The organism is Actinomadura xylanilytica (assembly GCF_030283145.1).
GTDB classification, from domain to species: Bacteria; Actinomycetota; Actinomycetes; order Streptosporangiales; family Streptosporangiaceae; genus Spirillospora; species Spirillospora xylanilytica.
The window spans coordinates 2,061,108-2,082,614 of record NZ_JASNWE010000001.1; the positions used below are offsets into that span (position 1 = coordinate 2,061,108).

The following is a 21,507-nucleotide window of genomic DNA, read 5'->3' on the forward strand; positions in this document are numbered from 1 at the left end:
TCCGGCTTCCGCCTGGAGCGGATGACCGGACCGGAGCCTCTTTCTGAAACGTAGGCTGATACCTCGGTTTTGATCTCTATTGGGGAGAACGTGTGCGGCTGCCGGAGCACCTTGAGCTACTGCTCACCGACGAGCCGGTCCTGGACGTCTACTCGCACGGGCCGTGGCGGGTGCCGGACGGGCTGTTCGAGGAGATCGGCGCGCGGATCGACGGGCTGGCCGCCGATCCGCGGTGCGCGGAGCTGACCACCGACGAGCACAAGCTGCTGACACTGCCGGCCTCGCTGGTGACCGCGGAGATCTTCGGGATCCTGGCGTTCCTGCCGGGCGGCGGGGCGATCAAGGCGGGGTCGCGGTCGCAGCTTCCCGAGCGGCTGCTGCACCGGCACCTGGTGAACCCGGGGCCGCTGAGCACGCGGATGACCAGGTGGGACGCGCCCGGCGGGCGGTGGCGTCCGCCGGTCGACTGGCTGATCGAGACGCCCGACCGGAAGCTGGCGATCGAGCTGGCCCGCGACTGCCTGGTGGCGCTGGAGGGCATCGAGCCGCTGGAGGCCCGGCGGACGGCGCTGCTGCGGCTGTACGACGAGCCGCCCGCGTGCGATGTGAACCTGCCCAAGATGGAGCTGCGGGAGCACTGGAACGCGCACGCGTCCGACGACACCGTCGCGGCCGTCCCCGAGCTGCTCGGGCCGGTCGGGTACCTGGAGTGGGTGTGCTCGGGGCTGCTCGCCGCGTACGAGCACCTGGTGCAGCTCGCGCCGCGCGAGGAGACGGTCGAGGGGCATCTGATCCAGCTCCTGCTCCAGGGCAGCCTGGAGCACGTCCCGGCCGAGCTGGTCGCGGCGCTGGGCGAGGACCGGTACCGCGATCTTCAGCAGCGGTTCGCGCATGAGCGGCGCGGGTTCAAGGCGGGGTCGTGGCAGGAGCAGACCCGGGCGTGGCTGGCCCGCGCGCTGGTGTCGGGGGGCGCGGACGCGTGCCGGGCGTGGCTCGACATGGCGATGCGGTTCGTCGCGATCGTCCAGGGGCTGCCGGGCGACCCCTGGTTCCCCAAGCCGGAGTGGATCCCGGTGAGGCAGTTCCAGACCGATCTGCGCCGGCTGTACGCGCCGCGGCGGCGGGTGGTGAACCCGCTGACGACCGGGCTGCCCGCGCCGGCCGAGCGGCCCGAGCCGCAGGCGCGGCCGGAACTGGCCAGCGCGCTGGTCGGCCAGCCCGAGGTGGCCGCCGCGCTGGCGGAGCTCAGCCAGGGCAGCGAGCCGGTGCGGCTGCTGCTCGCCGGGCCCGACGGGACGGGCAAGCGCGACGCGGCGCAGGAGCTCGGCAAGGCGCTCGCGCTCGGCCGCGATCCGCTGTGGGTGACCGACAACCTGTTCTCCGGGCAGCGGCTGCCCGACGCCGTCGCCAAGCTGCACGCCGACGTGCGGGACTGCACCGGCGACCGGCTGCTGATCATCGAAGGGCTGGACGCCATCGTCGCCGAGCCGGGCAACGGGGAGGCGCTCGCGGGCGAGCTGCACCGGCTGCTGGCCGTCCACCCCGACCTGCATCTGGTCGCGCTGTGCGGGGCGGGCGGCGACGAGCGGATCCGGGAGGTCAACCCGGTGCTGCCGCAGCGGTTCCGGATCGCGCACACCGTGCCGTTCACCGCTGAGGGGCACGCCGAGCTGTTCCGGCGGGCGGTGGAGCGGCGCGGGGCGCGCGCCACCCGGCACGCGATCACCGCGGCGGGCACGGTGCTGGCCGCGACGCCGCCGGTCCAGACTCTGCGGAACGCGCGGCTCGCGCCGCAGCTCGCCGACCAGGTCGTCCAGGCGGCCCGCGCCCGGACCGCAGCGTCCGCAGGGGCGTCCGGAGGGGCCGCGCCCGGGGCCGGGGCGGGCGCGGAGCTGGTGATCAGGAAGCAGGACGTCCCGGCGACGCTGGACACCGCGCAGGCGGCCGGCGACCCGCTGGCCGAGCTGCGCGAACTCACCGGGCTCGACACGATCAAGCACGAGATCGCGCTGCTGATCGCGGGCACGCACGCGGCGCGGCTGCGCGGCGAGTCGGGGCTGCGGGTCACCGCGCCGACCCGGCACATGGTGTTCACCGGCAACCCGGGCACGGGCAAGACGATGGTGGCGCGGCTGCTCGGCCGCATCTACAAGAAGCTCGGCGTGCTGTCGTCCGGGCACCTGGTCGAGGCGTCCCGCGCGCATCTGGTCGGCGAGTACATCGGGCAGACCGCGCCGCGGACCCGGCGGCTGGTCGAGCGGGCGATCGGCGGGGTGCTGTTCATCGACGAGGCGTACACGCTGACGCAGTCGCCGCTGAAGGGCGACTACGGGCACGAGGCCATCGCCGAGCTGGTGAAGCTGATGGAGGACCACCGGGAGGACCTGGTGGTGATCGTCGCCGGATACCAGCAGGAGATGGCCGACTTCCTGGTCGCCAATCCGGGGCTCGACTCGCGGTTCCCCAAGCAGCTCCACTTCCCCGACTACGCCGACGACGAGCTGATCGCGGTGTTCGAACAGCTCGCGGGCGCCGACGGGTTCCGGCTCTCGCCGGGCACCTCCGACGACCTGCTGGCGATGCTGCGCCGGGCGCCGCGCGGGCCGTCGTTCGGGAACGGCCGGCTGATGCGCAACCTGCTCGACGTCGCGGTGGCCAACCAGGCCGAACGGGTCGCGTCCGCGGCGCTGCGGGCCGCGCGTCCGGGCGGCGAGGACGGCGGCGAGAAGGTCGTGCCGCCGACCACCGACGAGCTCGTCACGCTCGGCCCGGAGGACCTGCCGCCGCTGATGGACCACCCCGAGGAGCTGTACGGCCTCTACCTGTAGGCGCGACCGCCCGCCAAGCCGCGGCCACCCCTAGGGGAGATGTCCCCTTCTCGTGGGTATGACGGTATGTGCGAGTCCCGGACCTGGCCGGCTTCCCCAGCCGACGGCGAGGAGGGCGTGCATGCCCGGACCCGACGACCAACGCCTGCCCGCGCTGCTGCGCGGGATAGCCGAGCGGGAGACCGCGCGGCTCCGCGACGGGACGCTGCCCTGGACCTGGTGGCTGGAGCACGCGGCCAAGCACGGACGGTACGGCTTCACCAACACGCTGCTGATCTGCGCGCAGTGGCGGGCGGCCACCGACGTGCGCGCGTACGAGGAGTGGCGCACCGCGGGACGGCAGGTCAGGAAGGGCGAGACGGGGATCCGGATCCTGCCGGACGCGAACGGTCCGCTTGGGCGCCGCACGACCCGGACGGCTGGGCCCCGGGCCGTGTTCGATTTCGCTCAGACGGACGGCCTCCCGTTCGGCCCGTCCGCTCCGGCGACCCCCCGGCAGGCATGGGACCGGCTACTTCCCCTCGCCGTCCGCTACGGCCTGCACGCCGAGCGTCCACAGGACGACCTCGATGCGGTCTGGCGGGTGGCCCACCAGCTCGCTCACGCACTAAGAAGCGGCGACCGAATCGACCCACCGGACCCGTCCGCCTGCGACGGGCTGCGCAGGATCGAGGCGGACTCAGTGGCGTTCCTCGTCCTCGCCCGGTGCGGGCTGGCCCCTCCCCGCACGGCGTTCCCGGCGTCCGCGCCGTGGGCCGCCGCGCCTCTGGGCGACCGGATTCTGCGGCTCGTCCAGACCATCCACGAGCAGGCGTGCTTCGCGGGCGACCTACTGCCTGCGGCGCATCGCTTCTTCCGGGCCCGTCTGGCGGACGGGTGGGTGCCCGCCTATCTAGAGGGGCGCGGTTTCCCGTCCAGCGTCCAGCAGCAGTGGCGGATCGGATACGCGCCGCGCGGGACGCACGCCCTCACCGACCACCTGCGGGGCCTGGGGCACGACGATGCGGCGATCCTGGCGGCGGGACTGGCCCGCCGGGGACGCGGCGGCCGGCTGTACGACGTGTTCCGGGACCGCGCGATGTTCGCCATCCGCACGGCGGACGGCAGGATCGCCGGGTTCATCGGCCGCCTGCCCGACGGCGGCACCGGCCCGAAGTACCTCAACAGCCCCGACTCGGCCTTCTTCCACAAGGGCGACCTTCTCTACGGGCTGCACGAGGCCCGGGAGCGGTTCGCGGGCGGCGCCCGTCCGGTCCTGGTCGAGGGGCCGCTCGACGCGATCGCGGTCGGCCTCGCGGCGGCGCCCCGCGAGCACGCGGCCGTCGCGGCGTGCGGGCTGTCCCTGACCGCCGCGCAGCTCGCCGCGCTGGGCCGGGCCGCCGATCTCGACCGGACGGGGCTCGTCCTCGCGCTCGACGGCGACCCGGCCGGGCGGACCGCCGCGCTGCGCGCCTGGGAGACCCTCGCGCCGGTCGGCGGGCCGGTCGAGGCCGTGCCGTTCCCGGCCGGACGCGACCCCGCCGACCTGCTGCGCGAGGAGGGCCCCGGCGCCGTCCGGCGGGCGCTGAGCGGCACCGCCGGGCTGATGGACCTGGTCGTCGACGGCGCCGTCGAGCGGTCCGGCGGGACGCTCGGCACGCCCGAGCAGCGGCTGGCCGCGATCCGGGCCGCCGCCGCGGTCATCGCCGCCGGGCGTCCGGCCGAGGCCGCCGCGCAGGTCGTCCGCGTCGCGGCCCGCCTCGGCGTCGATGCCGGCGCCGTCACCGACGCCCTCGTCGACGCCGTCAGCCCGGCCGCCCCGCCCTGACCCCGTCAGGCGGAGGATCCGGCTGTGACGCGTTCCGCCGCGGCGAACAGGAGGTCTTCGGCTCCGGCCCGGGTGACGAGCTGGACGCCGACCGGGAGGCCGCGCGACGTCCCGGCCGGGACGCTCAGCGCGGGCAGCCCCAGCGCGTTCCACGGGCACGTCAGGCTCATCAGGGCCGGCAGCAGCGGGCCGAACGGGCTGTCGCGGGTCCCGATCGGCACCGCGGTGAGCGGGACGGTGGGCAGCGCCAGCACGTCGTGGCGGGCCAGCAGGCCGGCGACCTCGCGGGCGAAACGATCACGGTCGCGGACGGCCCGCACGTACTTCCAGGCGGGCACCTCCCCCATCCGCCGCAGCCGTCCGAGCACCTCGGGCTGGAAGAGCTCCGGGGCGGCGGCGACGCGTTCGGCGTGCACGTCGTAGGTCTCCGCCGCCTGGAGCGCGGAGAACGTGCGGAGCAGCGGCGCCAGGTCGAGCCGTTCGGCGGGCGCGTCCGGGAAGGCGGCGCGGGCGACGCGTCCCACCTCGGCGTCGACCTGCGGCGGCTCGATCCAGCACACTCGCGGGGCGCTCTCCGCCCGGCCGTCCGCCGCCCGGCCGTTCGCCGTCACGCCGTCCGCGGCCCGGCCGGTGAGCACGCGGTAGGCGGTGCGGCAGTCCGCGGCGGTGGCGGCGAGGACGCCCACGTGATCGAGCGAGACCGCCATCGGGAACACACCGTCCGCGGGGATCTCGCCGTACGCGGGCTTGAACCCGGCGATCCCGCAGAGCGCGGCGGGGATCCGGATCGAGCCGCCCGTGTCGGTGCCGAGCGCGAGCGGCACCATGCCGGCCGCGACCGCGACGGCGCTCCCGCCGCTCGACCCGCCGGAGATCCGCTCCGGGTCGCGCGGGTTGCGCGAGGGGCCGTCGGCCGACACGTCGCCGCTGGACCCGGCCGCGAACTCGTGCGTGACGGTCTTCCCGACGATCACCGCGCCCGCCGCGCGCAGCCTGCGCACGCACTCGGCGTCCTCGGCGGCCAGGTGGCCGCGGAAGTGCGCCGAGCCCATCCCGGACGGCAGCCCGGCGACGTCGACGATGTCCTTGATCGCGACCGGGACGCCGTGCAGCGGGCCGTGGTCGGCGCCGCCGGCCAGGTCCGCGTCGGCCCGGCGGGCGGCGGACGCGGCGCCCCCGGCGTCGACGGTCACGAACGCGTTCAGCGCCGGGTCGATCGACTCCAGCGCCCGGCCCAGCAGCTCGGCGGCCGTCGTCCGGCCGGACCTCAGGTCGTCGCCGAGGCCGGCCAGCGTGCGTCCCGCGAAGAATCCGTGCATGCCGCCCCCGTCGTCACCGTCCGTCCGGGCAGCATGCTCCGCGCGGCGATCTTCGGTCAAGGCCGCGTCCGGACGGGCCGGGGCCATTCGCCGCACTCCAGGGACCGCTCGTCGCGCGGGGGTGCGGTCCGGTCAAGTTACGGACTGGTACGCGGCAAGCTTCTTCCCACCTGGAGGGCCGGCACCGGTTCCGTGGGGGGCGGGGCGGCGGCCCGGCGAGGACGCCGCCCCTGAAGCCGGTGCCCGGCCCGTGGACCGGGCGGGGAAAGGGGTCGCGGCGGACGGTCGAGGGCGCGCACCGTCCGCCGTGGCCCCATCGCGGGAATCGGCGCCGCGGCCCCCCGGCCGGGACCATGATCAGTTCCGGCGGCTGCCCGCGTCGATCCTCGAAGACGGCTCCGCCGCGGGTTCCGTCCGGACCGGCTCCGTTGTGGCCGGCTCCGCCGAGGCCGGTACCGATGTGGCGGTCTCCGATCTGGCCGGTTCCGGTGGCGCGGCGCCCGTCCTGCGGGTGGACCGCGCGAGCCGCCGGCCCATCCCCTGCATCGGCAGCTCGACGTACCGGTGGACGACCGCCGAAGCGGCCAGGACGCAGCCGACCAGCCCGACCGCCCATCCGATCCGCTCCAGGACGCCCGGCCTGCCGGGCACCTCACCGACGAACCGCCAGACGAGCTGCACGATCGGCGGATGCAGCAGGTAGACGGAGTAGCTGATCACCCCGAGCCACGGGAGCGGGCGCGGGAACCGGCGGTTCCGCACCGCCAGGCCGAACACGAAGGTCAGCCACGCGGCGCCGACCGCGATGCACCAGCCCCAGCTCGCGGGCAGCGCGGGTCCGCCGTCCGGCCCGAGCAGCGCGCTGCGCACCCCGGCCGCCACGGTCAGCACCGGGACGAGCGCGAGCATCACGAGCGCGGGCCCGCGGCGGACGCGGCGGTGCTGCACGGCATGCACCCCGGCCCCGGCGAACATCGTCGCGATGATCGCCATGCTCTCCATCCCGCCGATCCGGTTGTTGAAGGCGAGCAGCACCAGCGCCGTCCCGGCGAGCGCGACCGCCCCGCACCGGCGGGCGGCGGGGCGTCCGCTCATCACCGCGAGGAGCCCGCCCGCCATGAGCACCGCCGCGCCGATGACGGTGCCGGTGCCGGAGTGCGCACTCAGCACTCCCTTGGGCAGCCCGATGCCGACGAGCACCGCGCCCGCCGCGAACCCCAGCCCGGCGCCCGCGCCGGCGCCGTTGCGCCGGATCCCGACGACGAACAGCGCCGTGATCAGCAGGTAGAAGACCATCTCGTAGGAGAGCGTCCAGAAGACGTTCACCACGTTCGGCACCCCGAGCAGGTCCTGGAGCATCGTCAGGTGCGCCAGCAGGGAGATCCACGGATGCTCGACCAGGCCGTTCGGCGGGGCCCAGGCCAGCCCGCCCAGCGTGACGGCGAGGCCGATCACCGCGGCCAGCGCCCACGGCGGGTAGAGCCGGAACATCCGGCCGATCCAGAACTCGCGGACGCTCCGCCGCCGCTCCAGCGACGCGGGGACGATGTAGCCGCTGATCAGGAAGAAGACGAACACCCCGTAGCGGCCGAAGTCGAACCACGGGCTGGCGGTGCTGCGGACCTCGGGGAAGAGCACGTCCAGCGAGTGCTCGAAGACCACGACCAGGGCGGCGATCCCGCGCAGCCCGTCCAGCCAGTCGAGTCTTCGCCGGCCCGGAGCGCCCTCGGTCGCGGGGACGGCGGGAGCGGTGCCTGCGTCGGAGGTGATGGCCGAGGCTGCGGTGCTGGAAGGCATTCCGAGCCACATTAGGGGACGAACCTCCAAGCATGCTCCCACCGACCTGAACACTTCCTGAAGCCCGGATGGCGCGGCGGGGCCGGACCCGGCGCCGCGGAGCTAGCTCGGGCGCTCGCGGCCGGGGAATCCGGTGCCGAGCAGGCCCAGGACCGGCGCGGCCTTGACCGCGGTCTCCTCGTACTCCGCCGCCGGGTCCGACAGCGCCACGATCGCGCCGCCGACGCCGTAGCGGACGCGGCCGGGCGTGACCACCGCCGTCCTGATGACGATGCCGAGGTCCACGTCCCCCGTGACGGCGAAGTAGCCGATCGCCCCGGAGTAGACGCCGCGCGGGCCGCGTTCGAGACCGTCCAGGATCTCCATGGTGCGGAGCTTGGGCGCGCCGGTCATCGAGCCGCCGGGGAAGGCCGCGCGCACGCACTCCACCGGGGAGACGCCCGCGCGCAGCCGCGCCCGCACCGTGCTGACGAGCTGGTGGGCGCCCGCGTACGTCTCGACCTCGAAGAGCCGGTGCACGTGCACCGAGCCGAGCTCGGCGGTCCGCCCGAGGTCGTTGCGGACCAGGTCGACGATCATGAGGTTCTCGGCGCGGTCCTTCTCGCTCGCCGCCAGGTCCTTGCGCAGCACCTCATCCTCGGCGGGGGTCGCGCCGCGCGGGCGGGTCCCCTTGATCGGGCTCGACTCCACCCGCCCGTCCCGGGTCACCCGCAGGAACCGCTCGGGTGAGGCGCTCAGCACCGACAGGGTGCCGAGGGTCAGCAGCGCCCCGTGCGGCGCGGGGTGGGCGCGGCGCAGCCACCGGTAGGCGAGCCAGGGGTCCAGGCGGGTCCGTGCCTCCAGCATGTTGGTCAGGCAGACCTCGTAGCTCTCCCCCTGCACGATCGCGTCGTGGCAGGCGCCGATGAGGTCGAGGTAGCCGCGCCGGTCGTGCCGCAGGGACACCCGCGCGGGGACGGTCCCGGGCTCGGCGGCGGGCATCGGCTCGGGGGGACGGCGGGCCAGGTCGTGCAGCGTCCGGGACGTGTCGTCGATCCAGCGGCGGGCGGCGGCCCCGTCGCCGCGCCGGGCCAGGGCCAGCAGATGCGTGACGCCGGTGAGGTGGTCGAAGACGAGCGCCCGGTCGGCGAAGATCATCGCCGCGTCGGGGTCGCCGGACCGGTGCGCGGCGGCCCCGCCGCACTCGGCCTTCAGCTCGTAGCCGAGGTAGCCGACCCAGCCCGGGGCGAACCCGAAGGGCAGGTCGGGGGCCCGCGCCCGGGTCGCCTCCAGGTCGTCGCGCAGCCAGTCGAAGAAGCCGGCGCGCACCTCGCGCGACCGGCCTCCGGCCGAGCGGACCGTCACCACGCCCCGCGTCACGTCGGCGGTCGCCACGCGCGCGAGCGGCCCGGACGCGTCGCCCATCATCGAGAACCGGCCCGTCTCGCCGTCCCGCCGGCCGCTGTCCAGCCAGAACGAGGACTCGGCCGGACGGAACAGCGCGTCGAAGACCACCTCGTCCCGCAGCGGCACCCGCACCTCCCCGGCGAGGACCTCGAACGCGGGCGGGCGGAGCCGCGACCGGGCCTCCTGCCCGGCCTCCCGCCGGGCCTGCGGGCGGGCGCGGTGGCGGCTCCGGGGGCGGGACGAGGCTGTGAGGTCACGGAAGTTGCGCAGCAGGTGGCGGCCGTGCTCGGTGCAGATCGACTCGGGGTGGAACTGCACGCCCCAGCGGGGCAGCGTCCGGTGCCGGAGGGCCATGACGACGCCGTCCGGGGTCCGCGCGATCACCTCCAGGTCGCCGGGCAGGTCCGCGGCCATCAGCGAGTGGTAGCGGACCGCCTGGAACGGGGACGGCAGCCCGGCGAACAGGCCGGTCCCGTCGTGTTCCACCGGCGAGGTGCGGCCGTGCCGGGGCTCGGGCGCCGGGACGACGTCCGCGCCGTGCGCCAGGGCCAGGCCCTGGTGGCCGAGGCACACGCCGAGGAGCGGGATCCGGGCCGTTTCGAGGACGGCGCGGCAAAGGCCGAAGTCGCGGGGTTCGCGCGGGGTGCCGGGGCCGGGCGAGAGGACCACGTTGTCGAAGCCGTCCAGCCCGGCCCCGCCGGGAAGGGCCTCGTCGTTGCGGACGACGGCGGGCGGCTCACCGTTCACCTCGGCCAGCAGGTGGAAGAGGTTGTAGGTGAAGGAGTCGTGGTTGTCGACCAGCAGCGTGCGCATGGCCACCTCGTTCGCGGGCGCTCGGGGACGCCAGCCTCCCGCATCGGCCGCGGCCGTCGCCGCGCGGGGCGGCGTTGCGCATCCCTCGACTCGGCTTGACGCTCGCCATACCCGCCCCGGGGGAGGCCAAGGGGAGGACGGAGGGCGCCATGACCGGACCGGAACAGGTGATCGCCGGCTACGACGGGTCGACGGAGAGCGAGGACGCCCTCGCCTGGGCCGTCGAGGAGGCCAGGCTCCGGCGCCTGCCGCTGACGGTCTGCCACGCGTGGCGCTGGCCCTACCCCGCCAAGTACACCGACGCGGCGGCGCGGGCGGTCGTCCAGCGGATGGGCCAGCACGTCCTCGAGCACGGCGAGTTCGTCGCGCGGCGGAGCGCGACCGGGATCACGGTGCAGACGCGGCTGATGGACGGGCCCGCCAACGCGGCGCTGGCCTTCCAGTCCACCGGGGGCGCGCTCGTGGTGATCGGCTCGCGCGACCCCGACGAGGTCCCGGTGGGATCGACCGTGCTGCGGCTGCCGGCGCACGCGCACGGCCCGGTGATCGTCGTCCGCCGGGAGGGGCCCGCGGACGGCGCGGTCGTCGTCGGCGTCGACTCCTCCGCCGCCGACGCCGGCTCCGACGCCGCGGTCGGGTTCGCGTTCGAGGAGGCGGCGCTGCGCGGGCGGCGGCTGCGGGCCGTGTCGGGCTGCTGGGACCCCGGCGGCCCCGGCGAGGACCTGGCCCCCTACGCCGACCAGGAGGCGCTGCGGCGGCGCTGCGGCGCCCGGCTGGAAGGCTCGGTCGCGCCCTGGCGGGTGAAGTACCCGCAGGTGGACGCGCACACCTCACTGATCATGGACGGGCCGCGCCCGGCCCTGCTGGACGCCGCGAAGGACGCCGCGCTGCTGGTGGTCGGCGACCGCTCCGGTCCGCACGCGCACCCCCAGAACCTCGGGGTCACGGCGCTGACGATGCTGCAACGCGCGCCCTGCCCGGTCGCGATCGTGCACGCGATCCCGCGGGTGTGACACCGCGTCCGGAACAGGGAGATGACCATGCCCGAGGTGCTCGAAGCCGTCCTGGTCGGGACGGACGGATCGCCCGGCGCCGAGCGCGCGGTGGCCTGGGCGGCCGACGACGCGGCCCTGCGCGGACGGCCGCTGCACGTGGTGCACGCCGTCGAGACCTGGCCGTTCGACATCCCGGTGGTGCCGCCCACCCCGGGCGCGTACCGGCTCGGCGACAACGGGCGCGGGATCCTGCGGGCCGCCCGCGACCTGGCGCAGGCGCGGCAGCCGGGCGTGCGGGTGTCCACCGAGGCGGTCACCACGGGCATCGTCACGATCCTGCACGATCATTCGGAGGGGGCCTACGAGACCGTCGTCGGGCACCGCGGCCACGGCGGCTTCGCGGGCCTGCTGGCCGGGTCGGTGGCGCTGCGGGTCGCGGGCCGCGCGGCCGGGCCGGTCGTCGTCGTCCGCGGCACCGGCCCGGACTGGGACCGGCGGGCGCTGGACGAGCACCGGTGGGACGCGCACAGGGAGGTCGTCGCGGGCGTCGACCTGACCGACGCGTCGTATCCGGTGCTGGCCTACGCCTTCGAGGCCGCCGCCCTGCGCGGCGCGCGGCTGCGCATCGTCCACGCCCACCGGCTGGACCCCGCCTTCGTCCAGTCCAGGTACGGGGTGGACCTGACCGAGCTGGAGTACACCCTGGCGGCGCGGCTGCGGGACGCGTACGGGCGGTTCCGGCAGCTCCACCCGTCCGTGGAGGTGGTCGAGTCGCTCGTCCGGGACCATCCGGTGCAGGCGCTCGCGGAGACGTCCCGGAGCGCCGACCTGGTCGCCATCGGCGCGCGGGGCCGGCACCCGGCGGGCGCGGCGCTGCTCGGCTCGGTCAGCCACGGGGTCCTGCACCACGCGCACAGCCCCGTCGCGGTGGTTCGCCCGCGCGAGTGAGCGTGGCCTCACAGGTCCCCGCCGCATCTACCCTCGGGGTGCGGGGTCTCCCTGCGGTCCGGAGTCTGGGGAGGGGTGTTCGATGAGCGGCTCACGCCGGCGAGTGCTGGTGGCGGCGGTCGTGGCGGTCCTGGTCCTCGGGGTCATGGCGGTGGGCACCTTCACCGGACGTGACCCGGAGCACCGGTCCGGCACCGCGTCCGGCAACGCCTCCGACGACCCGTCCGGCGATGCCTCCGGCGACGGAGAGGAGGTGGCGCCGTCCCTGGACGGGGCCACCCCCGGCGGGCCGGCGACGATCCCCGGGCCGACGCCGCCCCCGGTCGACCAGACCGTCCGGCAGGGCGTGCCGAACGCGGCGGTCACCATCGTCGAGTTCGGCGACTACCAGTGCCCGAGCTGCGGGACGTTCGCCCGGCGCACCAAGCCCGAGCTGGTCCGCCGGTACGTCGACACGGGCGTCGCGCAGTTCATCTGGCGCGACTTCCCGTGGGCGGGCAAGGAGTCGACCCGGTCGGCGGTCGCGGCGCGGGCGGCGGGCCGCCAGGGCAGGTTCTGGCAGTTCCACGACGCGCTGTACGCCAAGCAGTTCCCGGAGCGGTCCGGCCACCTCACCGACGGCTACCTGCGCGGGATCGCCGGGCGGCTCGGCCTCGACCTGGCCCGCTTCGACACCGACCGGCGCGACCCGGCGCTGCGCCGCGCGGTCGACGAGGACTACGGGTTCGGGCAGCGGCTCGGCGTGCCGGGCACCCCGGCGTTCCTGATCGACGGCACCCCGTTCTTCGGCGACCAGCCGATCAAGGAGTTCGTGAAGCGGATCGAGGAAGCCCGGCGGGCCCGGTGATCGGATACCTCGGGGCGTTCCTCGGCGGGCTGTTCACCCTGGTCAGCCCGTGCGGGGCGCTGCTGCTGCCCGCGTTCTTCGCCTACGGCGTCACCGGCCGCGCGGCGCTGCTGGCCCGCACCGGGGTGTTCTACGCGGGCCTGGCCGCCGCGATGGTGCCGCTCGGCATGGGCGCCGCCCAGGCCGGACGGCTCGTCTTCGGGCACCAGCGGGCGCTGAGCGTCGTCGCGGGCCTGCTGCTGATCGGGTTCGGGGTGCTCCAGTTCGCGGGCGGCGGCTTCTCGCCGGTCGCCCGGCTGCGCGGCCGGGTCCGCGGCGACTCCTGGCCAGCGATCCTCGCGCTCGGCGCGGTGTCGGGCCTCACCGGCTTCTGCACCGGGCCCATCCTCGGCGCCGTCCTCACGGTCGCGGCCACGTCGGGCCAGGCGCTGCGCGGAGGGCTGCTGCTGGCCGTCTACGCCGCCGGGATGACCGCCCCGCTGTTCGTGCTCGCGGCCCTGTGGGAACGCTACGACCTGGGCCATCGCCGCTGGCTCCGCGGCCGGGGCGTCCGCCTCGGCCCGCTCCGGCTGCACACCACCACGCTGATCTCCGGCACGGTCTTCGCCGCACTCGGCGTGCTCTTCCTGGCGTCCGGCGGGACGACCCTGTCGGTCGTCCCCGCTCCTCCGTCGTCCTGGACCGACGCCCTGAACGACCTGGCGACCGGCGTCCGGGTCCCCGACCTGGTCCTCATCGCCGTCCTCGCCCTGGTCGTGGCCGCGCTGACCCTCTGGCGGCTGCGCGCCGCCGCCCCGAAGCACCGTCCGGACCCGGCCGAGACCTCCGACCCCGCCGACCCCTGAAGGTGCGGCCCGGCCGGGTCAGGCGGCCCGCGTCGCCGCCCCCTCGGTGAGCCGGCCGTCGGCCATCGAGTAGACCCGGTCGACCGCGCCGAGCTGGGCCAGGTCGTGCGTGACCATGACGGTGGCCAGGCCGTGCTCGCGGGTCAGCCGGCCGAGCAGGTCGACGATCCGCGCACCCCGGTCGTGGTCGAGGGCGCTGGTCGGCTCGTCGACCAGCAGCACCTCGGGCTCGTTCATCAGCGCGCGGGCGATGTTGACCCGCTGCCGCTCCCCGCCGGAGAGCTGGTGCGGGCGCTTGTGCGCCTGGCCGGTGAGGCCGACCGCGTCCAGTAGCTCGCCGGCCCGGCCCGCCGCCCGCCGCGGCGACCGGCCCGCCAGGTGCGCCATCACGGCGAGCTGGTCGAGCGCGGTCAGCGAGGCGAGCAGGTTGGGCTGCTGGAAGACGATCCCGATGTGGTCGCGGCGCAGCCGGGCCCGCGCGGCGGGGCCGAGCTCGGACACCTCGCGCCCGGCCACCGCCACCCGCCCGGACGCCGGGGCGATCAGCGTCGCCGCGACGGCCAGCAGGCTGGACTTGCCCGACCCGGACGGGCCGGTGACGGCGGCGAACTCGCCCGCGCCGACGCCGAGGTCGACCGCGTCGAGCGCGGTCAGGGTGCGGTCGCCGTCGGGGTAGGTCAGCGTGATCGAGGTCAGGTGCAGGGTCATCGGGAGGCTCCCAGCGCGGTCAGCGGGTCGACGGAGGTGATCTTTCGGATGGCCAGGGCGGCGCCCGCGGCACCGAGCAGGATCATGATCGCCACCGGGACGACCGTGGTCGCGGCCGAGAGGACGAACGGGACGCCGCCCTGCGCCAGCAGCCCGCCCGCCGCGGCGATGGCCCCGCCCGCGCCCGCGCCCAGCAGCAGGACGATCACCGCCTGGGCGAGCGCGTCGCGCAGCAGGTAGCCGGTGCTCGCGCCGAGCGCCTTGAGCACCGCCACGTCGCCGCGCCGCTGGATCGTCCAGACGGTGAAGAACGCGCCGATGACCAGCGCCGAGATCACGAACAGGAACCCGCGCATGAGCTGGAGCGAGCCGTTCTCGGCGGAGTACGAGGAGATCGCCGCCGGCGCGTCCGCGCGGGCGACCGTGGTGGTGCCGAGCTTGCGGTCGGCCGCCGCGAGGTCGGCGCCGCCGCTGGTGCTCAGGGCGAGCACCGTGCCCACCTGGCCGGGCCCCTGGGACGAGATCGTCCGCCAGTCGGACAGGTTCAGCCAGGCCACCGGGGCGTGGCTGTAGGACGAGGCCGCGCCGGTGCCCGCGACCGTGAGGGGGTGTCCGGCCACCTGGACCTTCGTCCCCGGCTTGAGGCCGCTCTCCTCGGCGAGGCCGGCCGACAGCACGACCGTCCCGGCGGACGGCGCCGTGCCGGCCGGGGCCGCCGCGGTGCCCGGCCGGACGCCGAAGAGGGCGGCGGACGCGCCGCTCTCGCCGCTCGCGCCGAAGGTGAGGCGGTTCATCGAGATGCCGAGCGGCTCGGCCCGCACCCCGGGGACGTCCTGCCAGCCCTGCCACGCGCGCTCGGTGATCCGGCTGTCGGAGAAGGAGATCTTGCCGTCGCCCTCCCCGCCGGAGAAGACGAGGTGGTCGGCCCGCAGGTCGCCGATCGCCGAGATGTTGTCCCGGGCCAGCCCGGCGGTGAGGCCCGACAGCATGGTCACCAGCACGGTGATGAGCAGCACGACCGAGCCCATGAGCGCGAACCGCCCCTTGGCGAAGCGCAGATCCCTGAGCGCGACGAACACGTCCCACCTCCGTTCTTTCGAGGGTCCGATCTGGACTCCTCCCAGCGTGCGGCGCCGGGCGGGGCCGGCGCATCGTGCGGTCGATCCGCCGGAATCAACCTTTCGATCGATGCGGGCACCGCACCTGACGCCTACGCTGAGTGAGACATGAGGGACGATCCGTTCTCGCCGGCGGTGCGCCTGCTCGGCTGGGCCGTGCACGGCACCTTCCTCGTGCTGCTCGCGATCGCCGCCGTCCAGGTGCTGAACGACGGCCTGTACGCGGCGGCGGCCGGCGGCCTGGCCCTCGGCGCGCTCTACGTGGCCGGCGTCACGTTCGGCCACTGGCGGACGTCGGCGGCCCAGGGCCGCGGCTGGCTGGCGCTGCTCACCCTCGCCTGGATCGCGCTGGCGCTGGCGTCCCCCGACTTCGTCTGGCTGGCGTTCCCGCTGTTCTTCGTCTACCACCACCTGCTGCCGCTGCCGGTCGCGCTGCCCGGGGTGGTGCTGATGACGGCCGCCGCGGTCGCGACCATCGGCTGGCACACCCACACCCTCACCCTCGCGCAGGTGCTCGGGCCGAGCATCGGCGCCGCGGTGGCCACCCTGATGTCCATGGCCTACCGGGCGCTGTACCGGGAGAGCGAGGCGCGCCGGCGGCTCATCGGCGACCTGGTCAGCACCCGCGAACGGCTCGTCCGGGCCGAGGGCGACGCCGCCCGGCTCGCCGAGCGCGAGCGGCTGGCCCGCGAGATCCACGACACGCTCGCCCAGGGGATGTCCAGCATCATCCTGCTGCTCCGCGCCGTCCGCCGCGATCTCGACACCGACCGCGCCGCCGCCGACGCGCGGCTGCTGGAGGCCGAGGAGGCCGCCGCCGAGAACCTGGAGGAGGCCCGCGGGTTCGTCCGCGCGCTGGCCCCGCCCGCGCTGCGCGGCTCGTCGCTGGCCGACGCGCTGCGCCGCGTCACCGAGTCGGCGGCGGCGCGCACCCCCACCCGGGTGCGGTTCGAGGTGTCCGGCACGCCCGTGGCGCTGCCCATCGGCCACGACGTGGCGCTGCTGCGCATCGCCCAGGGGGCGCTCGGCAACGTCGCCCGGCATTCCGGTGCCGGGAACGCGGGCGTGACGCTGACCTTCCTCGACGACCTGGTCGTCCTCGACGTCTACGACGACGGGTGCGGCTTCGACCCGCGCGGCGCCCCCGGCTCCGACGGGACGGGCTTCGGGCTGCGCGCCATGCGCGAGCGCGCCCGCGCGGTGGGCGGCACGCTCACCGTCGAGTCCGCGCCGGGCGAGGGCACGGCGGTGGCCGCCACGCTGCCGCTCCCGGACGAGACCCCGCCCCCCGGCGGGACCCCGCCCCCGGACGGGGACCCGCTGCCCGAGGAGGCGACCTGATGAGCGGCGCGCCGATACGCATCCTGCTGGTGGACGACCACCCGGTGGTGCGCTCGGGCATCCGCGCGATGCTGCTCGACCAGCCCGACTTCGAGCTGGTGGGCGAGGCCGCGACGGGCGAGGAGGGGGTCGCCGAGGCCGGGCGGCTGCGGCCCGACGTGGTGCTCATGGACCTCCAGCTCGGGCCGGGCATGCACGGCAGCGACGCCACCCGGCAGATCACCGGCAGCCCGCCCGGGGCGGCGGCGCCGCGGGTGCTCGTGCTGACCACCTTCGACACCGATTCCGACATCCTCGCCGCGATCGAGGCCGGGGCGACCGGCTACCTGCTCAAGGACGCCCCGCCCGACAAGCTGCACGCCGCCATCCGCTCGGCCGCCGCGGGCGACAGCGCGCTCGCGCCCAGCGTCGCGTCCCGGCTGATCGGGCGGATGCGCGCCCCCGCCGCGCTCACCGGCCGCGAGCTGGAGGTGCTGGGGCTGGTCGCCGAGGGCCTGTCGAACCGGCAGATCAGCAAGCGGCTCTTCCTCAGCGAGACCACCGTCAAGACCCACCTGGTGCACATCTACGCCAAGCTCGGCGTCGACTCGCGCACCGCCGCCGTCGCCGCGGCGACCCGGCGCGGCCTCATCCGCCCCGGCTGAGACCGGCGCCGCCCAGCGGAACCGCCGAACGCCCGCACGAACCCCCTGGCCGGCCGTTTGCGCAGCTCAAGCAGGGTGGCGTAACACGAAGGCGGGTAGCGTCACGCCCGATCGCCCGGCACCGCGACGTCCCGTGCGCCCGACAGGAGGAGGGCCGATGCGGCGGACGCCACCGGGCCGGGACGGCTCCCGTCCCGGCCCGGCGTCCTGCGGTCATGTCGCGGCGAGCGCCTCGGTGGGCGAGAGGCGGGAGGCGCGGATCGCCGGGTAGAGGCCGGCGAGGGCGCCGATGGCGAGCGTCGCCGCGATGCCGCCGAGCACCGCCCACGCCGGGACGACGACCGGCCAGCCTTGGACGAGGGCATAGCCGGAGGTGACCGCGGTACCGATCAGCGCACCGCCCGCGCCCCCGAGGGCCGACAGCAGCAGCGACTCAGCGAGGAACTGGCCACGGATCTGTCCCCGGGTCGCGCCCAGCGACCGGCGCAGCCCGATCTCCGCGCGCCGTTCCAGCACCGAGATGACCATGGTGTTGGCGACCCCGACGCCGCCGACGAGCAGCGCCACCGCGCCGAGCCCGAGGAGCAGCCCGGTGAACGCCTCGCCCGCGGCCTGCTGGGCCGCGAGCGCGTCGGACGGCCGGGACACCTGGACCTCGTTGGGCGCCTCCGGGTTGGCGGTGGCGCCGAGCAGGTCCCTGACCCGCTCCACGCCGTCCTCGGCCGAACGGGTGTAGACGGTCGTCGGACGCCCGTCGAAGGCCAGTGCCGACTGGGCCGCCGGCCAGCCGATCAGCACCGCGGCGTCCAAGTCGGGCGCGAGCTCGGACGGGGCGAGGATGCCGACCACGGTGAACCACCGCCCGCCGGCCAGGATCCGCGCACCGGGTCCGGCGTGGCCGATGCCGAGCCGTTCCGCGGCGGTCGCGCCGAGGACGGCCGCCGGGTACCGTCCGCTGGCGCCGTTGAGCCAGGTGCCGCTCCTCAGCCGGACGCCGACGGTGGCGGTCAGGTCGGTGCGCGCGGCGTAGACGCCGATCCCGTTGGTCTCGCTCTTGGGGATTCTGCCGGTGCGGTACACCTTCGCGTCCGCGATCCGGCCGACCGCCGACACCGACCGCACCGACCCGATCCGTTCCACCATCGCCTCGGCCTCCAGCGGCAGCCGGGCCTGTTCCCCGGTCAGGGTGGTGCCCGGCGCGACGGTGAGCAGGTTGGTCCCGAGCGCGGACAGGGTGCGGTCCAGGCCGGCGCGGGAGGAGGAGGAGATGCCCACGACGGCGACCATCGCGGCGATCCCGATGGCGATCCCGAGCGCGGACAGGAACGCCCGCATCGGACGGGTGCGCAGCCCCACCGCGCCGACCTTGACCACGTCGCCCGGCCCCAAGCGGGCCGGACGCAGCGTCCCCGCGGCCGGTGTCGGTGCTGACCCGGCGGCCATCAGCCCGCCCCGGACGCGACGTCGGCACTTCCGGCCGCGGCCGGAGTGATGCCGGGGACGGCCGCCGTGCCGCCGGGGACCGCGGAGATGCCGCCGGGGGCCACCGAGTCGGCCACGACGAGGCCGTCGCGCATCCGGATCTGCCGGGGCAGGGCGGCGGCGATCTCCCGGTCGTGCGTGATGATCACCACGGTGGTGCCGGCGGCGTGCAGGTCGCGCAGCAGCCGCATCACCCCCTCGCCCGAGACCGAGTCGAGGGCGCCGGTCGGCTCGTCGGCCAGCAGCAGCGGCGGATCGCCGGCGACGGCGCGCGCGATCGCGACACGCTGCCGCTCGCCGCCGGACAGCTCGTGCGGCTCGTGGTCCACGCGCTTGGCCAGGCCGACCCGCGCCAGCGCCGCCGCGGCCCGCCTGCGCCGCTCGCCCGGCCGCAGCCCCGAGTACAGGAGTCCGTCGGCCACGTTGTCCAGCGCGGAGGTTCCCCGTGCCAGGTGAAACTGCTGGAACACGAAGCCGATGCGGGTCGCCCGCAGCGCCGACAGCTTCGCGTCCGACAGCCGTCCGGCATCGTGGCCGTCGATCCGCACGGTGCCCGACGTCGGGCGATCGAGCGTGCCGAGCACGTTCAGCATCGTCGACTTCCCGGACCCGGACGGGCCCACGATCGCCACCAGTTCCCCGCGGGCGACGTGCAGCGAGACGCCGCCGAGCGCGGTGACGCCGCCCGGGTAGGACTTCGTCACGTCCGTCAGAGAGATCATTTCGCCGTCCCCACCACAGTGCCCTCGGCGATGCCCGCGCCGGAGACCTCCACCCGGCCGGCCGCGAACAGTCCGGCGGTGACCGGGACGTAGGACGTGCCGGTGCCCCTGACGACCTCCAGGCCGAACCCGCCGCGGTCGAGCGCCACCAGCGCCGCGACCGGCACGGTGAGCACGTCGTCGCGGGTGCCGGCGGTGAAGGTCACGTCCACGGCGGCGAGGGCGTAGGCATCGGCCGCGCGTTGCGCCTTCGCTCCCACCAGCTCCACGATCACCTCGACCTTGGTGGACGGGTCGTCGTCCGGCCCGGCACCCGGCTCGATCACCGTGGACACCTCGTCGATCCGACCCTTCACCGTGGTGTTGTCGGGGAGGTCGACGTCGACCTTGGCGCCCTTCTTCGCGAGCCGCCGGTCGGCGGCCTCGAGGTCCACGGTGACCGCCTTGGACGTGCCGGTGAAGGTGAGCACCTTGCGGCCGGGCGCCATCGGGTCGCCCTCGCCCGCCTGGAGAGCGTCCACCCGGATCGGGCCGGGCGTGAACACCACGCGGCCGAGCTCGACGACCCCGGTCTCCTTCAGGCCCTTGTCGTCCTGCCACCGCTCGACCGCGGCGGCGGTGTCGGCGTCGTACTCGTCGTCGACGGTGAAGCCGCTGTACCCGAGCGCCTTCAGGTTCTTCTCGAGCCGGCGGACGTCCGGGCCCTCGGTGCCCTGCTTCAGCGTGCGGTAGGCGGGTTTCTCGCCGTACATCAGGACCACCGGGTCGTCGTCCACCGAGTACAGCGCGTGGCCGCGGGTGATCTCGCCGCCACTCTCGGGCAGCCGGGTCAGCGTCCCGGGGAGCCGGCTGGTGGCGGTGAAGGTGGTGCCGAATCCGAGCTTCCCGTCGGCGGTCTGGGTGTCGTTGAGGGTCTGCCTGGTCACCGTCGCGGTCCGCGGCGGCAACCCGTTGGACACCGAGCCGCCCGTCGAGGCGCCGCCGAGCCCGAGCATCGCGGCGACGGCGGCGCCTCCCGCCCCCAGGACGGCCACCGCGACCGCGGACCGGCGGACGCGGCGTCGACCGCGGCGGCGGCGCACCCCCTGGGGCCCCGCCGCCACCTCCGCGCCTTCTCCCGAGCCCGAGGACGCGCCGGGTGCCGTACCGGACACGCCGGACGACGCACCGGACACGTCGGGTGACGCGCCGCCCGTGTCGTCCGGCGGGTCCGTGCGGTTCTCGACGGAGGTGTCTCCGGTCACTTGCCGGCCCCGCCGCCGGGCCCGGCGGAGAAGCCGCCGGGGCCGCCGGCGAAGACGCTCTGGCACGCCTTCTGGGCCTTGGGGAAGTCCGGGTCGTCGCCAACCTTCTTGTCGATCTTGATCCCGACCTGGCCCGGCTCGGGATCGGGGAAGTCCACCCCGTTCTTGCGCATGCACGCGGCGAAGTCGGCGGCCCTCTTCTCCTGCTCCGGATGGGCGCCCGGCGACGCGTTCGCCTCCGGGCCGAACTGGCGGCAGGCCGCCATCGCCCGGTCCATGGCTCCCTTGTCCGAGCCGGGCGTCGACTTGACCATGATGCCCTTGCCGGGTTCGGGGTCGTCCATGTCGACGCCGTTCTTGCGCATGCACTCGGCGAACTTCACCTGCTTGTCCGCCACATCGCCGCCGGGGCCGCCCGCCGCGGGGCCGCCGGCCACCCCGCCGGCACCCTTGCCCCCATCCTCGTCGCCGGAACCGCATCCGGTCAGCGTCAGGGCCAGTACCAGGGGCAGCAGCGCCAGAGCACCGCGAGTTCGGGATCGCATCGTGTCGTCTCCTCGTTCTCCGGCCGGACGTGCTCCGGCCTGGCAGAGGTCGATGCAACCGGGCGGGGCGTTTCCCCTGCGTTTCCTCCGTACTTCCACTTTCCAGGGCGGACGTTCC

At 75.5% G+C, this 21,507-nt stretch carries 17 protein-coding genes; 8 read left to right on the plus strand and 9 right to left on the minus strand.

The features are described 5' to 3' along the window. Positions 1-92 precede the first annotated feature (92 nt). Together QP090_RS09560 and QP090_RS09565 are read left to right on the plus strand one after the other, a co-directional pair. Positions 93-2,828 carry an AAA family ATPase gene (locus QP090_RS09560; RefSeq protein ID WP_285938206.1) on the plus strand — a complete coding sequence of 912 codons (2,736 nt, stop codon included), beginning with the start codon at positions 93-95 and terminating at the stop codon, positions 2,826-2,828. A 121-nt stretch (positions 2,829-2,949) separates the two neighbouring features. Continuing rightward, positions 2,950-4,635, plus strand: coding sequence for a toprim domain-containing protein (locus QP090_RS09565; protein WP_285938207.1), 1,686 nt, complete (start codon positions 2,950-2,952; stop codon positions 4,633-4,635). Positions 4,636-4,640: 5 nt separating this feature from the next. Here QP090_RS09565 and QP090_RS09570 read toward each other — a convergent pair whose 3' ends face one another. From QP090_RS09570 to pabB, 3 genes are all read right to left on the minus strand, one after another. After that, complete coding sequence (locus QP090_RS09570; RefSeq protein ID WP_285938209.1) at positions 4,641-5,954, minus strand: amidase; 1,314 nt, start codon at positions 5,952-5,954, stop codon at positions 4,641-4,643. 357 nt (positions 5,955-6,311) lie between these two features. After that, positions 6,312-7,751 (minus strand): acyltransferase family protein, encoded by a 1,440-nt coding sequence (locus QP090_RS09575; RefSeq protein ID WP_285938210.1) that lies wholly within the window; start codon positions 7,749-7,751, stop codon positions 6,312-6,314. Between the two features lie 102 nt (positions 7,752-7,853). Further along, positions 7,854-9,950 (minus strand): aminodeoxychorismate synthase component I, encoded by a 2,097-nt coding sequence (gene pabB, locus QP090_RS09580; protein WP_285938211.1) that lies wholly within the window; start codon positions 9,948-9,950, stop codon positions 7,854-7,856. A gap of 149 nt (positions 9,951-10,099) precedes the next feature. Between pabB and QP090_RS09585 the strand changes: the two genes are divergently transcribed. From QP090_RS09585 to QP090_RS09600, 4 genes are all read left to right on the plus strand, one after another. Next, the gene (locus QP090_RS09585; RefSeq protein WP_285938212.1) at positions 10,100-10,963 is read left to right on the plus strand and encodes a universal stress protein; all 864 of its coding nucleotides are present in this window, start codon (positions 10,100-10,102) and stop codon (positions 10,961-10,963) included. A 27-nt stretch (positions 10,964-10,990) separates the two neighbouring features. After that, positions 10,991-11,893, plus strand: coding sequence for a universal stress protein (locus tag QP090_RS09590; protein ID WP_285938213.1), 903 nt, complete (start codon positions 10,991-10,993; stop codon positions 11,891-11,893). An 82-nt stretch (positions 11,894-11,975) separates the two neighbouring features. Continuing rightward, positions 11,976-12,740 carry a DsbA family protein gene (locus QP090_RS09595; RefSeq protein ID WP_285938214.1) on the plus strand — a complete coding sequence of 255 codons (765 nt, stop codon included), beginning with the start codon at positions 11,976-11,978 and terminating at the stop codon, positions 12,738-12,740. Next, entirely contained in the window at positions 12,737-13,585 is an 849-nt protein-coding gene (locus QP090_RS09600; RefSeq protein WP_285938215.1) for a cytochrome c biogenesis CcdA family protein, read from the plus strand. Before QP090_RS09595 ends, QP090_RS09600 begins: the two co-directional genes overlap by 4 nt. An 18-nt stretch (positions 13,586-13,603) precedes the next feature. Here the strand turns inward: QP090_RS09600 and QP090_RS09605 are convergent, their stop codons facing one another. After that, positions 13,604-14,293, minus strand: coding sequence for an ABC transporter ATP-binding protein (locus tag QP090_RS09605; protein WP_285938216.1), 690 nt, complete (start codon positions 14,291-14,293; stop codon positions 13,604-13,606). Next, positions 14,290-15,372: an ABC transporter permease gene (locus QP090_RS09610; RefSeq protein ID WP_285938217.1), complete on the minus strand. Its 1,083-nt coding sequence runs from the start codon at positions 15,370-15,372 to the stop codon at positions 14,290-14,292. The genes QP090_RS09605 and QP090_RS09610 overlap by 4 nt, the downstream gene beginning before the upstream one ends. 147 nt (positions 15,373-15,519) lie before the next feature. Between QP090_RS09610 and QP090_RS09615 the strand changes: the two genes are divergently transcribed. Continuing rightward, the gene (locus tag QP090_RS09615; protein WP_285938218.1) at positions 15,520-16,752 is read left to right on the plus strand and encodes a sensor histidine kinase; all 1,233 of its coding nucleotides are present in this window, start codon (positions 15,520-15,522) and stop codon (positions 16,750-16,752) included. After that, positions 16,752-17,396, plus strand: a complete 645-nt coding sequence (locus QP090_RS09620; RefSeq protein ID WP_285938220.1) for a response regulator — start codon at positions 16,752-16,754, stop codon at positions 17,394-17,396. The genes QP090_RS09615 and QP090_RS09620 overlap by 1 nt, the downstream gene beginning before the upstream one ends. 213 nt (positions 17,397-17,609) lie before the next feature. Here QP090_RS09620 and QP090_RS09625 read toward each other — a convergent pair whose 3' ends face one another. The 4 genes from QP090_RS09625 to QP090_RS09640 are packed head-to-tail and all read right to left on the minus strand — an operon-like array spanning position 17,610 to position 21,389. Further along, a complete protein-coding gene (locus QP090_RS09625; protein ID WP_285938221.1) occupies positions 17,610-18,839 on the minus strand; it encodes an ABC transporter permease in 1,230 nt (409 codons plus the stop codon). Then, complete coding sequence (locus tag QP090_RS09630) at positions 18,839-19,600, minus strand: ABC transporter ATP-binding protein (protein ID WP_285938222.1); 762 nt, start codon at positions 19,598-19,600, stop codon at positions 18,839-18,841. The genes QP090_RS09625 and QP090_RS09630 overlap by 1 nt, the downstream gene beginning before the upstream one ends. Then, entirely contained in the window at positions 19,597-20,844 is a 1,248-nt protein-coding gene (locus QP090_RS09635; protein ID WP_285938223.1) for a peptidoglycan-binding protein, read from the minus strand. The genes QP090_RS09630 and QP090_RS09635 overlap by 4 nt, the downstream gene beginning before the upstream one ends. Continuing rightward, complete coding sequence (locus QP090_RS09640; RefSeq protein ID WP_285938224.1) at positions 20,841-21,389, minus strand: hypothetical protein; 549 nt, start codon at positions 21,387-21,389, stop codon at positions 20,841-20,843. Before QP090_RS09640 ends, QP090_RS09635 begins: the two co-directional genes overlap by 4 nt. Positions 21,390-21,507: the final 118 nt, after the last annotated feature.